This is a genomic window from Variovorax sp. YR266 (assembly GCF_900107295.1).
Taxonomy (GTDB): Bacteria; Pseudomonadota; Gammaproteobacteria; order Burkholderiales; family Burkholderiaceae_C; genus Variovorax.
This window is the reverse complement of the sequence record NZ_FNPM01000004.1, coordinates 199,075-213,281: the sequence shown is the minus strand read 5'-3', so window position 1 is coordinate 213,281 and position 14,207 is coordinate 199,075. Positions and strand designations below refer to the sequence as shown.

General features: G+C 66.6%; 11 protein-coding genes. 8 read left to right on the top strand and 3 right to left on the bottom strand.

Going from position 1 to position 14,207, the window contains the following annotated elements; genetic code table 11:
- Positions 1-145 precede the first annotated feature (145 nt).
- The 6 genes from leuS (at position 146) to BLW48_RS12870 (ending at position 9,274) form a co-directional block, all read left to right on the top strand.
- Positions 146-2,776: a leucine--tRNA ligase gene (gene leuS, locus BLW48_RS12895; RefSeq protein ID WP_093175222.1), complete on the top strand. Its 2,631-nt coding sequence runs from the start codon at positions 146-148 to the stop codon at positions 2,774-2,776.
- Between the two features lie 11 nt (positions 2,777-2,787).
- Entirely contained in the window at positions 2,788-3,333 is a 546-nt protein-coding gene (gene lptE / locus BLW48_RS12890; protein ID WP_093175220.1) for an LPS-assembly lipoprotein LptE, read from the top strand.
- Between the two features lie 28 nt (positions 3,334-3,361).
- Positions 3,362-4,435, top strand: coding sequence for a DNA polymerase III subunit delta (gene holA / locus BLW48_RS12885; RefSeq protein WP_093054020.1), 1,074 nt, complete (start codon positions 3,362-3,364; stop codon positions 4,433-4,435).
- A 78-nt stretch (positions 4,436-4,513) separates the two neighbouring features.
- Positions 4,514-5,806 (top strand): glutamate-5-semialdehyde dehydrogenase, encoded by a 1,293-nt coding sequence (locus BLW48_RS12880; protein ID WP_093175217.1) that lies wholly within the window; start codon positions 4,514-4,516, stop codon positions 5,804-5,806.
- A gap of 97 nt (positions 5,807-5,903) precedes the next feature.
- On the top strand, positions 5,904-7,226 hold the full coding sequence (gshA, locus tag BLW48_RS12875; protein ID WP_093054024.1) for a glutamate--cysteine ligase: 1,323 nt from the start codon (positions 5,904-5,906) through the stop codon (positions 7,224-7,226).
- Between the two features lie 179 nt (positions 7,227-7,405).
- Positions 7,406-9,274 (top strand): potassium transporter Kup, encoded by a 1,869-nt coding sequence (locus BLW48_RS12870; protein ID WP_093175213.1) that lies wholly within the window; start codon positions 7,406-7,408, stop codon positions 9,272-9,274.
- 17 nt (positions 9,275-9,291) lie between these two features.
- Here the strand turns inward: BLW48_RS12870 and BLW48_RS12865 are convergent, their stop codons facing one another.
- On the bottom strand, positions 9,292-10,215 hold the full coding sequence (locus tag BLW48_RS12865; RefSeq protein WP_093175211.1) for a polysaccharide deacetylase family protein: 924 nt from the start codon (positions 10,213-10,215) through the stop codon (positions 9,292-9,294).
- A gap of 13 nt (positions 10,216-10,228) precedes the next feature.
- Positions 10,229-10,660 carry a hypothetical protein gene (locus tag BLW48_RS12860; RefSeq protein ID WP_093175659.1) on the bottom strand — a complete coding sequence of 144 codons (432 nt, stop codon included), beginning with the start codon at positions 10,658-10,660 and terminating at the stop codon, positions 10,229-10,231.
- 145 nt (positions 10,661-10,805) lie between these two features.
- Here BLW48_RS12860 and BLW48_RS35820 point away from each other — a divergent pair, with 145 nt between their 5' ends.
- Positions 10,806-10,940 (top strand): hypothetical protein, encoded by a 135-nt coding sequence (locus BLW48_RS35820; protein ID WP_256216760.1) that lies wholly within the window; start codon positions 10,806-10,808, stop codon positions 10,938-10,940.
- Positions 10,940-11,899 carry a glutathione synthase gene (gene gshB, locus BLW48_RS12855; protein ID WP_093076974.1) on the top strand — a complete coding sequence of 320 codons (960 nt, stop codon included), beginning with the start codon at positions 10,940-10,942 and terminating at the stop codon, positions 11,897-11,899. Before BLW48_RS35820 ends, gshB begins: the two co-directional genes overlap by 1 nt.
- Positions 11,900-11,908: 9 nt before the next feature.
- Here the strand turns inward: gshB and BLW48_RS12850 are convergent, their stop codons facing one another.
- Positions 11,909-14,119, bottom strand: coding sequence for a TonB-dependent receptor (locus tag BLW48_RS12850; RefSeq protein ID WP_093175208.1), 2,211 nt, complete (start codon positions 14,117-14,119; stop codon positions 11,909-11,911).
- Positions 14,120-14,207: the final 88 nt, after the last annotated feature.

Sequence of the window (14,207 nt, the reverse complement as noted above, 5' to 3'; positions counted from 1 at the left end):
CGAAAAACCTGTCGGACGGCAGGCGTTACCCGCGCAACACGCAGGTTACGTGCCCCGAGTCTAGAGTCTGCCGGCCGGGGCTTTCGCCCGGGCGCGATAATCCCGCGTTCCCGGCCGCTCCGAGCCGGGCTCTTGCCGAACCGCCATGAATCCCAGCTACAAACCCAGCGACGTCGAGTCCGCTGCCCAGGCGCAATGGAGCGCCGCCGATGCCTACCGCGTCACCGAGGACACGAGCCGCAAGAAGTACTACGCCTGCTCGATGCTGCCGTACCCCAGCGGCAAGCTGCACATGGGCCATGTGCGCAACTACACGATCAACGACATGCTCACGCGCCACCTGCGCATGAGCGGCTACAACGTGCTGATGCCCATGGGCTGGGACGCCTTCGGCCTGCCGGCCGAGAACGCAGCGCTGAAGAACGGCGTGCCGCCGGCCAAGTGGACCTACGAGAACATCGCCTACATGAAGGGCCAGCTCCAGGCCATGGGCCTGGCCATCGACTGGAGCCGCGAGATCGCCACCTGCGATCCGAGCTACTACAAGTGGAACCAGTGGCTGTTCCTGAAGATGCTCGAAAAGGGCATTGCCTACCGCAAGACCCAGGTCGTCAACTGGGACCCGGTCGACCAGACCGTGCTGGCCAACGAGCAGGTGATCGACGGCAAGGGCTGGCGCACCGGCGCGACGGTCGAGCGCCGCGAGATCCCGGGCTACTACCTGAAGATCAGCGACTACGCCGAGGAACTGCTCGAACACACCCAGCACAAGCTGCCGGGCTGGCCCGAGCGCGTCAAGCTGATGCAGGAAAACTGGATCGGCAAGAGCGAGGGCCTGCGCTTCGCCTTCACGCATGACATCAAGGACGCGAGCGGCAAGCTGATCCAGGACGGACGCATGTACGTGTTCACCACGCGCGCCGACACCATCATGGGCGTGACCTTCTGCGCCGTGGCGCCCGAGCATCCGCTGGCCGCGCATGCCGCCACGCTCGACCCCAAGGTCGCGGCCTTCATCGAGGAGTGCAAGAGCGGCGGCACCACCGAGGCCGAACTCGCCACGCAAGAGAAGAAGGGCGTGCCCACCGGCCTGACCGTCAAGCACCCGATCACCGAGGAGCAGGTGCCCGTGTGGGTCGGCAACTACGTGCTGATCGGCTACGGCGACGGCGCCGTGATGGGCGTGCCCGCGCACGACGAGCGCGACTTCGCCTTCGCCAACAAGTACGGCATCGAGATCATCCAGGTGGTGCTGGTCGACGACGAGCCGCACTTCGACTATCACAAGTGGCAGGACTGGTACGCCGACAAGCAGCGCGGCGTGACCATCAACTCCGACAACTTCAGCGGCATGTCGTACAAGGAGGCCGTGGCCGCCGTGGCGCATGCGCTGGGCCAGAAGGACCTGGGCGAGCTGCAGACCACCTGGCGCCTGCGCGACTGGGGCGTGAGCCGCCAGCGCTACTGGGGCACGCCGATCCCGATCATCCATTGCGACGAACACGGCGCAGTGCCGGTGCCCGAGAAAGACCTGCCCGTGGTGCTGCCCACCGACTGCGTGCCGGACGGCTCGGGCAACCCGCTGCACAAGCACGAAGGCTTCCACGCCGGCGTGGTCTGCCCCGTCTGCGGCAAGCCCGCGCGGCGCGAGACCGACACGATGGACACCTTCGTCGATTCGTCGTGGTACTTCATGCGCTACTGCGACCCGAAGAACGAAGAGGCGATGGTGGCCGGCGGCGCCGACTACTGGATGCCGATGGACCAGTACATCGGCGGCATCGAGCACGCGATTCTTCACCTGCTGTACGCGCGCTTCTGGACCAAGGTGATGCGCGACCTCGGCCTCGTGAAGGCCGACGAGCCCTTCAGCAAGCTGCTCACCCAGGGCATGGTGCTCAACCATATCTTCTACAAGCGCAACGAAAAGGGCGGCAAGGACTACTTCCCGCCCAGCGAAGTCGCGACGGTGCTCGATGCGCAGGGCCGCATCACCGGCGGCACCACCGCCGACGGCACGAAGGTCGAGTACGGCGGCGTCGGCAAGATGGGCAAGAGCGAACGCAACGGCGTCGACCCGCAGGACCTGATCGAGAAATACGGCGCCGACACCGCGCGCCTGTACACGATGTTCACCGCGCCGCCCGAAGCCACGCTCGAGTGGAACGACGCGGCCGTCGAAGGCAGCTACCGCTTCCTGCGCCGGGTGTGGAATTTCGGCGTGGCGCAGGCGGACGTGGCGCCGGTGGCTGTCAGCGGCCAGACCTTCGGCAAGAATGCCCAGGCGCTGCGCCGCGAGGTGCACACCGTGCTGCGCCAGATCGACTACGACTACCAGCGCATGCAATACAACACGGTGGTGTCGGGCGCGATGAAGCTGCTCAACGCGCTGGAAGGCTTCAAGCCCGACGGCAGCGCGGGCGACGCGGCCGCGATGCGCGAGGGCTTCGGCATCCTGCTGCGCTGCCTCTACCCGGCCACGCCGCACATCGCCCAGCAGCTGTGGAACGAACTCGGCTACGACAAGGACCTGGGCGGCCTGCTCGACGCGCCCTGGCCCGCGGTCGACGTCGGTGCGCTGGTGCAGGACGAGATCGAACTCATGCTGCAGGTCAACGGCAAGCTGCGCGGCAAGCTCAGCGTGCCGGCCGGCGCATCGAAGGACGAGATCGAGAAGCTCGCGCTTGCCTGCGACGATTTCGTCAACTTCGCCGAAGGCGCGCCGCCCAAGCGCGTGATCGTGGTTCCCGGCCGTCTGGTCAACGTGGTCCTTTGAACGACTCAAGCATGAACACTCGCAATGTCTCGCTGCCGCGCCGCGGCTTTCTTCTCGGATTGACGGCGGCGGGCGCTTCGCTCGGCCTGGCCGGTTGCGGCTTCGAGCTGCGCAAGGCGCCTGTCTTCGCGTTCAAGACGCTGCAGGTGTCGGGCAACTCGGCCATGATCAACCAGATCCGGCGCGAGCTGCGGGCGACCGGCACCGTGACGGTGGTGACGCCCGACACGTCCACCGCCGGTGGTTCGTCTCCGGCGCCGGCCGCCGACGTGGTGCTGGAGATCCTGAGCGAGGACCGCAACCGCATCGTGATCTCGACCAACTCGGCCGGCCTGGTGCGCGAGCTGCAGCTTCAGTTGAAGGTGCGCTTCCGCCTGCGCACGCCGGGCGGTAAAGACCTGCTGCCGGCCACCGACGTCTCGCAGACGCGCGACCTGAGCTTCAACGAAACCAACGCGCTGGCCAAGGAAGGCGAAGCCGACCTGCTGTTCCGCGACATGCAGTCGGACATCGCGCAGCAGCTGATGCGCCGCCTGGCGGCCGTCAAGGAACTCTGAGCCTGCGCGCTCCGGCCATTCCATTTCCATGCAACTTGCCAGCGCCCAGCTCGGAGCCCACCTGCAGAAGGGCCTGAAGCCGCTCTACACGATCCACGGCGACGAGCCGCTGCTCGCGCAGGAAGCGGCCGACGCCATCCGCACCGCCGCGCGCGCGCAGGGTTACACCGAGCGCAGCTCTTACACCGTGGCCGGCGCGCACTTCGACTGGAGCGCGGTGCTCGCGGCCGGGGGCTCGCTCTCGCTGTTCGCAGACAAGCAGATCGTCGAGATCCGCATCCCCTCGGGCAAGCCCGGCAAGGACGGCAGCGCGGCCCTTCAGCAGATGGCCGAGTCCGCGCCCGGTAACGACAGCACGCTCACGCTGGTGATGCTGCCGCGGCTGGACAAGGCCACGCGCACCGGCGCCTGGTTCTCGGCGCTGGAGAACAACGGCGCGAGCATCCAGGTCGACCCGATCGAGCGCAGCGCGCTGCCGCAATGGATCGCGCAGCGCCTGGGCCAGCAGGGCCAGCGCGTGATGCCCGGCGACGAAGGCCAGCGCACGCTGCAGTTCTTTGCCGATCGCGTGGAGGGCAACCTGCTCGCCGCGCACCAGGAAATCCAGAAGCTCGCGCTGCTGCATCCGGCCGGCGAGCTGAGCTGGGAGCAGGTCGAAGGTGCGGTCAACAACGTGGCGCGCTACGACGTGTTCAAGCTGTCCGAAGCCGTGCTGGCCGGCAATCCGCAGCGCGTGGCGCGCATGCTCGATGGCCTGCAGGCCGAGGGCGAGGCCGAGGTGCTGGTGCACTACACGATTGCCGAAGATATCCGCGCGCTCAAGCGCGTGAAGGACGCCATGGCCTCGGGACGCCCGCTGCCGATGGCGCTGCGCGAGAACCGCATCTGGGGCCCGCGCGAGCGCGCCTTCGAGCGTGTGCTGCCGCGGCTGGACGACCGCATGCTGACCCGGCTGCTGCGTGCGGCGCATGTGGTGGACGGCATCGTGAAGGGGCTGAAGCAGCCCGACTGGCCCGCCAGCGGCTGGCAGGCCCTGCAGCGGCTGGCGCTGATGCTGTGCCGCGCCTGCAGCAGCGCGGCGACCGCTCCGCGACGCGCCTGATCCGCCTGGGCGCGATGGCTCCAGCCATCAAAAGGCCCGTGTAAGCCGGGTCACAGGTCGGCGTGGGAAAATGCGTACATGAATGCGTTCAACGTCAGCGAGCACATGCAGACCCTGGGTCTGCAAGCCAAAGCCGCTGCATTCCTCATGGCCCGTGCGGATGCAGCTACCAAAAACATAGCATTGAAGGCGCTGGCCCGGCGTCTGCGCGAAGCCGGCCCGGTGCTGGCGGTCGCCAATCAGAAGGACCTGGAACGCGCCACCGCCGCCGGCCTCTCGGCGCCGATGGTCGATCGCCTCAAGCTCACGCCCAAGGTCATCGAGACCGTGGCCATCGGCTGCGAGCAGCTCGCCGGCATGGCCGACGTCATCGGCGAAATCATCGGCATGAAGCAGCAGCCCAGCGGCATCCGCGTGGGCCAGATGCGCGTGCCGATCGGTGTCTTCGGCATGATCTACGAGAGCCGGCCCAACGTGACCATCGAGGCCGCGAGTCTTGCCATCAAGAGCGGCAACGCGGCCATCCTGCGCGGCGGCTCGGAAGCCATCGAGTCGAACAAGGCGCTGGCGCTGCTGGTGTCGGAGGCACTGGCCGAAGCCGGCCTGCCGGTCGAAGCGGTGCAGCTGGTGCAGACCACCGACCGCGAGGCCGTCGGCCAGCTCATCGCCATGCCCGAGTTCGTCGACGTGATCATTCCGCGCGGCGGCAAGGGGCTGATCGAGCGCATCAGCCGCGACGCCAAGGTGCCGGTCATCAAGCACCTGGACGGCAACTGCCACGTCTACGTGGACGACACGGCCGAGTTCGACATGGCGCTGCGCATCGTCGACAACGCCAAGACCCAGAAGTACAGCCCCTGCAACGCCGCCGAAGGCCTGCTGGTGTCGGCTTCCGTGGCCGACGACTTCCTGCCCGAGATCGCCGCCATCTTCGCGGCCAAGGGTGTGGAAATGCGCTGCGACCCGGTGGCTGCCGCCATCCTGCGCGCCGACGAGGCGCTCGATCCGAAGGCCCGGGTGGTCGATGCGGTCGAGACCGACTGGTCCGAGGAATACCTGGCCGCCGTCATCAGCATCAAGGTGGTGGCCGGCGTGGACGAGGCCATCGCGCACATCAACCGCTATTCGAGCCATCACACCGATGCCATCGTCACGCGCGACCATGTCCACGCACAGCGCTTCCTGCGCGAGGTCGATTCGGCCAGCGTGATGGTCAATGCGAGCACACGCTTCGCGGATGGCTTCGAGTTCGGGCTGGGCGCCGAAATCGGCATCAGCACCGACAAGTTCCACGCCCGCGGTCCGGTGGGCATCGAAGGACTGACCTCGCTCAAGTACGTGGTGCTGGGGCAGGGCGAAGTCCGGACCTGATCCGATGCGCCCGCGTGCGGTCTTGTCATTGGGGCGGCCATCCCCAAATCCTACAATTCCGCTCTACCTTTAAGCACAAAACCAACAAGGCCGCCGCATGGTTCCGCATCTCGTCACCGCCCTGACCGGCCCGATCAACGAACTGGAGCAGCGGGTGCTCGACTCGATGCCCGCCATCGAGCGCTGGTTCCGGCTCGAGTGGATGGAGCACACGCCGCCGTTCTACAGCGCCGTCGATATCCGCAACGCCGGCTTCAAGCTGGCCCCGGTCGACACCAACCTCTTTCCGGGCGGCTGGAACAATCTCACCAAGGAGATGCTGCCGCTGGCGGTGCAGGCTGCTCAGGCGGCCATCGAGAAGATCTGTCCGGAAGCGCGCAACCTGCTCGTCATTCCGGAAAATCACTCCAAAAATACCTTTTATCTCGCCAACGTCGCGCAACTGGTGCGCATCTTCCACATGGCGGGGCTCAACGTGCGCATCGGGTCGATCGACCCGGCCATCAAGTCGCCCAAGAAGATCGAACTGCCGAACGGCGAGACCGTGACGCTCGAGCCGGTGGTGCGCAGCAAGCGCCGACTGGGGCTGAAGAACTTCGATCCGTGCACAATTTTGCTCAACAACGAGCTTTCTGCGGGAACGCCCGGCATCCTCGAAGATTTGCATGAGCAGTACCTGCTGCCGCCGCTGCACGCAGGCTGGTCGGTGCGCCGCAAGAGCAACCACCTGCACAGCTACGAGGAGCTGTCCAAGCGCCTCGGCAAGCTGCTGGGCATCGACCCGTGGCTCATCAACCCGATCTATGCGCGTGCCGAAGGCGTGGACGTGGCCGAGGGCCGCGGCATCGACGTGCTGACCAGCCATGTGGATGCGGTGCTGACCAAGGTGCGCCGCAAGTACAAGGAATACGGCATCAACGAGAAGCCGTTCGTGGTCGTCAAGGGCGGCCACAGCGGCAGCGGCAGTCCGGGCGTGGTGACGGTGCGCGATGCCAAGGACGTCGAGGCGCTGATCGGCAAGCCGCGCGGCACCGCCAGCAGCGCCCCGGCCGGCAAGACCGGCGCCGGCCGCGAGCTGCGCGAGCCCACCGAGCTGATCGTCCAGGAAGGCGTGCTCACCAACGAGCGCGTGCACAACGGCGTGGCCGAGCCGGTGGTCTACATGATGGATCGCTACGTTGTCGGCGGTTTCTACCGCGTGCATGCCGAGCGCGCCGCCGACGAAAACCTCAAGCTGCCGGGCGCGAGCTTCGTGCCGCTGGCTTTTTCTGAAAGTGCGCACTTGCCACAGCCCGGCGCCAAGCCTGGCGCCAGCGCGCCCAACCGCTTCTACATGTATGGCGTGGTCGGCCGGCTGGCCATGGTGGCCGCCAGCTACGAGATGGAAGCGACCGATCCGGACGCCGAAATCTACGAATGATTGCCGGGGGCGGCTTGTGGCGGCTTGCGCCGACCACAAGCAACGGCAAAATAGCGGCCCCACAGCAACGGAAACAAAAGGGCGGGAGGGTGACGCAGGTGGACTAAAGTTCACACTTTCCTCGCCCCGGCGTGTCTGACGCGTCGATTCCAGCAGCCTGCCCTTTTCCCATCGACTTCGTGTCAGCCCCCAAAAATCTCTCAGCCGGCCTCATCGTCGGCGCCATCGGCGTCGTCTATGGCGACATCGGCACCAGCGTGCTGTATGCCGTCAAGGAAGTGTTCGGCCACGGCCACGTGCCGTTCACCGTCGAGAACGTCTACGGCATCCTCTCGATGTTCTTCTGGACGCTCACCGTCATCGTCTCCATCAAGTACGTCGTGCTCGTGCTGCGCGCGGACAACGAAGGCGAGGGCGGCCTCGTCGCCATGCTGGCGCTGGCCTCCCGCGCGGTGGCCGACAAGCCCAGGCTGCGCCACCTGCTGCTGGTGGTCGGCATCTTCGGCACTTCGCTCTTCTATGGCGACGGGGTCATCACCCCGGCCATCTCGGTGCTCTCGGCGGTCGAGGGCCTGGAAGTGGTGTCGCCGCACTTCACGCACTACGTGATCCCGCTCACGCTGGTCGTGCTGTTCTGCCTCTTCGTGGTGCAGAAGCGCGGCACGGCGGGCATCGGCAAGTTCTTCGGGCCGATCACGCTCGTGTGGTTCCTGGCGATTGCCGTGCTTGGCGTGTCGCAGATCCTGCACCACCCCGAGATCCTGAAGGCGCTGAATCCGTTCTATGCGCTGAAGTTCATGTGGGACAACCCGGGCACCAGCTTCATCCTGCTGGGCGCCACCGTGCTGTGCGTGACCGGCGCCGAGGCGCTGTACGCCGACCTGGGCCACTTCGGCAAGAGCCCGATCCGCATTGCGTGGTTCTCGGTCGTGATGCCGGCGCTGACGCTCAACTACTTCGGCCAGGGCGCGCTGCTGCTGGAGAACCCCGAGGCGGTGAAGAACCCGTTCTTCATGATGGCGCCCGAATGGGCGCTCATTCCGCTGGTGCTGCTGGCCACGGCGGCCACGGTGATCGCGTCGCAGGCCCTCATCACGGGCGCCTTCAGCGTCACGCGCCAGGTCATCCAGCTGGGCTACCTGCCGCGCCTGAACATCGAGCACACCAGCGTGCGCACGGCGGGCCAGATCTACATTCCGCTGGTCAACTGGGGCCTGTTCGTGGCCATCGTTCTGGCGGTGGTCATGTTCCGCTCGTCGAGCAGCCTGGCCGCGGCCTACGGCATTGCCGTGACCACTGACATGCTGATCACCACGGTGCTGACCTTCTTCGTGATCCGCTACGCGTGGAAGCTTCCGCTGGCGCTGTGCATCGCATCGACAGCGGTCTTCTTCGTGGTCGACTTCCTGTTCTTCGCGTCGAACCTGCTCAAGCTGTTCGAGGGCGGCTGGTTCCCGCTGCTGATCGGAGGCTTCGTCTTCACGCTGATGATGACGTGGAAGGAAGGGCGCCGCCTGATGGGCGAGGCGCAGCACGCCGACGCGATCGACCTGAAGTCCTTTCTCGGCTCGGTGTTCGTGAGCCCGCCGGCGCGTGTCGACGGCACGGCGGTGTTCCTCACGGCCGAGCCAGGCACCGTGCCGAATGCGTTGCTGCACAACCTGAAGCACAACAAGGTGCTGCACGAGCAGAACATGTTCGTCACCGTGCGCAACCACGAGGTGCCGTGGATTCCGATGGACAAGCGCATCGAGATCGAGGCGCTCGGCCACCACTGCTGGCAGATCATCGTGCACTACGGCTTCAAGAACGACATCGACCTGCCGCGCGCGCTCGAAAACGCGCGCATGCGCGGCTGCCAGCTGGAGCCGATGACGACCAGCTACTTCCTGTCGCGCGACGTCGTGATTCCGACGCTCGGCAGCGGCATGGCGCCGTGGCGCGAGAAGCTGTTCGCGCAGATGCACCACAACGCGAGCGGGGCGGCGGCGTTCCTGGGGCTGCCGAACAACGCGGTGGTGGAACTGGGGTCGAAGATCGAGATCTGAGGCTCAAGCAGGGCGCCTCAGTCGAATTCTCCTGGGCGCTCCTTCGCGAGCCCTCCCACGTGCGAGGCGATCGCGCCCGGCGTGGTGAACCAGATGTCGCCCCGGTCGCGCGCCTGCACCAGGTGCGTGAGCGCGGTGCGCAGGTGCCGCAGCCGATAGGGCTGGCCCACGATGTACGGGTGCAGCGCCAGGCCCATCACCAGCGGCTGCGTGCGCGACTGTTCGAGCATCTCCTCGAAGTTGTCGATCACCATCGCGCTGAAATCCTTCGCGTCCATCAGGCGGCCGACGATCATCGGGATGTCGTTGAGCTCCTGCGGATACGGCACCGACCACAGCGAGCCGCCGCCGCGTGTGCGCATGCGCAGCGGCTGGTCGTCGTGGCACCAGTTGAGCGTGTAGCTGTAGCCGGTCTCGGCCAGCAGGTCGGGCGTGACGGCGCTTTCCGAGATCCATGGCGAGAGCCAGCCGGCGGGTGCCTGCCCGCTCTCGCGCACCATGCGTTCGCGGCAGCGCTGCAGCAGCGCGCGTTCGTGCACTTCGTCGAGCGCGCCCTGGCGTTCGGCATTGCTGTGGCCGTGGCCGATCAGCTCGTCGCCGCGCGCCACCAGCGCCTGGACCAGCTCGGGGCAGTGGTCGTACAGCGCGGTGTTGACGAGCGCGCCGGTGGGCAGCGCGAGCGCGTCGAACAGCTCCAGGCAGCGCCACGCGCCGACGCGGTTGCCGTACTCGCGCCAGCCGTGGTTGAGCACGTCGGGTTGCGGCGAGGCCGGGCCGATGCATGCGCCCAGCCCGTCGCCGAAGGTGAAGTGTTCGACATTGAAGCCGATGTACACCGCCAGCCGCGCGCCGTTCGGCCACACGTAGTCGGGCCGCCGCGTGATGGGCCGGTAGTCGAAGCGGTCGTGTGTGGGAAGCCGGTCGGGCCAGCGCGTCGTCATGCCTGGGGCCTCATCACAGCACGGCGAGGCCAGCGCGCACCAGCAGCCATTCGGCGCTGTCGTTCCACACGTCCATCTGCACGATCAGGCCGTGGCGCACCACGTAGCGGTCGACATAGCGATTGCCTTCGAAGGCCGTGCCGTCGGGCCACGCGCCGTAGAGCGTGCCGAGGCTGTAGACCACCGTTTCCTCGGGCGTGCCGCCGGCCACCGTTTCGGTGCGCTCGATCTTCTTCTTGACCCACGCATAGCGCTTCGCGTTGAAGGCGGAGGTGTCGCCGGGCGCCTGCATCGGGCGGTTGCCGGTGAAGCGGATGCGGATGTCGGGTGCGGTGAAGCGGGAGGCCGACTGCGGGTCGGGAATCATCACCAGGCGAAGGAACTCGTCGACCACGGCGGCGGGGTCGAGCGCGGGGTTGCTCTGCTGCGAAACGGATGCGTCCACGGGGTTCTCCAATCTTGCTGGGCCATGGCGGTGCACGGCGGGATGTCGCGACTGGGTTCGTGCAATTCCCGTGCCTGATGGTTGACATTATGGAATTCAGATTGTTGACAATCTGGTGCTGCCGGCCTCCCGGCACAATCGCCCGATGCGATTCCCCAAGCTCGGCCGGACGCATGAAGAAAAGGCCCCGCCCGGCAAGGACATCGCCGCTTCCGGCAACATCGCGCCCGATATCCCGGTGGCAGCCGCCGCTCCCGGCACCGCAAGAAAGAACGCCTGATGAAAAACATCCTCTTCGTCGCCGATCCGCTTGATCATTTCAAGATCTACAAGGACACGACCTTCTCGATGATGCGCGAGGCCCAGCGCCGCGGCCACCGCATCGCGGCCTGCCTGCCGCAGGACATTCAGTGGAAGTCGGGCGGCGTGGTCACGGCAACGGTGCAACAGATCACGCTGACCGGCGACCCGAAAGATTGGTACAGCGTCGACATCACCGAGGCCAAGGCGCTGAAGGACTTCGACGCCGTGCTGATGCGCAAGGACCCGCCCTTCGACGCCGAGTACATCTACGCCACGCACCTGCTGGAGCAGGCCGAGCGCGAGGGCGCGCAGGTGGTGAACAAGCCGCGCGCGCTGCGCGACCACCCCGAGAAGCTCGCGATCATGGAGTTTCCGCAGTTCACCACGCCCACGCTGGTAACGCGCAGCTCGCAGGCCGTACGCGACTTCCATGCCGAGCACGGCGACATCATCCTGAAGCCGCTCGACGGCATGGGCGGCATGGGCATCTTCCGCGTGCGGCAAGACGCGCTGAACCTCGGCTCCATCGTCGAGACGCTCAACAAGGACGGCGCCGAGACGATCATGGTGCAGCGCTTCGTGCCCGAGATCGTGCAGGGCGACAAGCGCATCCTGATCATCGCGGGCGAGCCGGCGCCCTTCGTGCTGGCGCGCATTCCGCAGGGCACCGAGGTGCGCGGCAACCTGGCTGCGGGCGGCAAGGGCGTGGCGCAACCGCTGACCGCGCGCAACCGCGAGATCGCCGAGACCGTGGGCCGTGCGCTCGCGCCGCGCGGGCTGCTGCTGATCGGGCTCGACGTGATCGGCGACTCGGTGACCGAGATCAACGTGACCAGCCCGACGTGCTTTCAGGAGATCACCGAACAGACCGGCTTCGACGTGCCGGCGATGTTCATCGATGCGCTGGAAGAGACCCTGCGCAAGCAGGGCCGCTGACGCAGCAGGTCAGAAGTCGATGGTGCCGCTCACCGCGAAGGTGCGCGGCGCGCCCAGCACCAGGTAGTTGCTGCCCTGCGTGCCGCCCACCGAGGCCCAGTACGACTTGTTGAACAGGTTGTCGATGCGTGCGCGCAGCGTGAGCGCGCGGCCGTTGCCGAGGTCGACCAGGTAGCGCGCGCCGATATCGAAGCGCGTCCACGACGGCACCGACTGCGTGTTGGTGGCGTTGGCGTACTGCTTCGAGGTGTACAGCACGCGTGCGTTCAGCGACAGGTTGCGCAGGCCGGGCACGTCCCATTCGGCGCCGAGGTTGGCCTGCTGCTTGGCCACGCCGATGGCGGTGAGACCGTCGGTCGCGCCGCCTTGCGTGTTCTTCTGCTTGGCGTCGAGCAGCGTCAGGCCACCGAGCAAGCGCAGGCCCTTGGTGGGCTGGCCGAACACCGAGAACTCCAGGCCCTGGTTGCGCTGCTTGCCGTACAGGCCGTAGGTCTGGCCCGAGTAGTAGTACGTCGGCTGATCCGTGGTGAAGAACGCGGCGCTGGCGCCGAGCGTGCCGCCGTCGTACTTGACGCCGACTTCCTTCTGCTTGGCCTGGTAGGGCGCGAAGATTTCGCCAGCGTTGGTGACGGGACGGTTGTTCACCGTGGTGCCTGCGACGTTGCCCTTGACGAGGCCTTCGATGTAGTTGGCGTAGGCCGAGACAGTCGGCGTGATCTTGAACACGACGCCGGCCACCGGCGTGGTCTTGCTCTTGTCGTAGGTGCTCGTCTGCTTGAGCGTGGTGTAGGAGAAGCTGGTCTGCTCGATGGTCTGGCGACGCGCGCCGAGGGTGACGAGCAGGCGGTCGTCCATGAAGGACATGGTGTCGGCGATGGCCACGCTCGAGGTGTCGATCTTGTCGGTCAGGCGTGGGTCTTCCAGCGTATTGCCGGTGAAGGCGTTGGCGACCGGGTATGCCGTTGCGTACGGTGCGTAGATGTTGTTGCGGATGGTGCCGCGCGAGATCGTGTACGCGTTGTCGCGGTCGTTGCTGTACTTGGCGACCGAGGCCACCACCGTGTGTTTCACCGGGCCGGTCGCGAAGTTGCCGCGCACGCCGAGCTCGGCGGTGCCGATGCGGTCCTTGCGGGTGTTGCTGAAGCGAGTGTTGCTGGTGTTGCCGAACGAGTCGGTGAGCGTGGGGTTCGACAGCACGTTGTCTTCGTCGCTGCGGCGCACGCCGCCGGCGGCCCAGGCCGTGATGTTGTCGGTGATATCGACTTCGCCGCGGAAGGTGGCGAACTTGTCCTTTTCCTTCGAGTAGGTCCAGGGCTGGGCGAAGTTGCTGCGGGCGTCTGGCGCGCGGGGGATCGGCAGCGTGGACGAGGGCGTCAGGCTCGGGCGGCCGTCTTTCAGGTCGTAGTCCTGGTAGCCGAAGTCGGCCGACAGGCGCACGTTGCGGTTGTGCCAGTCGAGGCCGACGCCGAAGGCGCTGAGCTGCTGGCTTTCGTTCTTCACGCCGGTGCCGCCTTCGCGGCGCACAGCGTTCACGCGAATGCCCAGGCTGTCGTCGGGACCGAATCGGCGGGCCAGGTCAAGATTGACGAAGCCCTGGCCACCGGTCTGCACGCCGAAGCCGACGCGGGTGAGCGGCTCGTTGGGCGCGCGCTTGGGCAGCAGGTTGATTGCGCCGCCGATGCCGCTACCGCCGGGCGCGGCGCCGTTCAGGAAGGTGTTGGCGCCGCGGAAGACTTCCACGCGCTCGAAGAACTCAGAAGCGATGTACTGGCGCGGCAGCATGCCGTAGAGGCCGTTGTACGAGACGTCGTCCGAGTAGACGGGGAAGCCGCGCACCACGTACAGCTCCTGGAAGTTGCCGAAGCCGCGCGCCTGGCGCACCGACGGATCGTTCAGCAGCACGTCGGCCACGCTCTTGGCCTGCTGGTCCTGGATCAGTTCGTTGGTGTAGTTGGTGCTGGAAAACGGCGTGCTCATCATGTCCTGGTTGCCCAGGATGCCGACCCGCCCGCCGCGCGCCACCTGGCCGCCCGCATAGGGCTTGGTCAGGCCTTCGGCCGATGCATCGGCGCTGGCTTCCACGGTCACCGTGGAGAGCGTGCCGCTGGCCGCTGCCGCAGCCGGCTCGGCAGTGGTGGTTTGGGCCAGGGCGGCCACGGTGTTGAGCGCGAGCAGCGACGCGACCACGGTCGGCCGGAGGAAGAAGCGGGGAGCGGGCATGGACGATCCAGATAAGATGCAAATGAGAACGGTTATTGTTCACTCGATTGCATCCACCTGTTGATACTTTCTTGCAATGTTGCAAAAA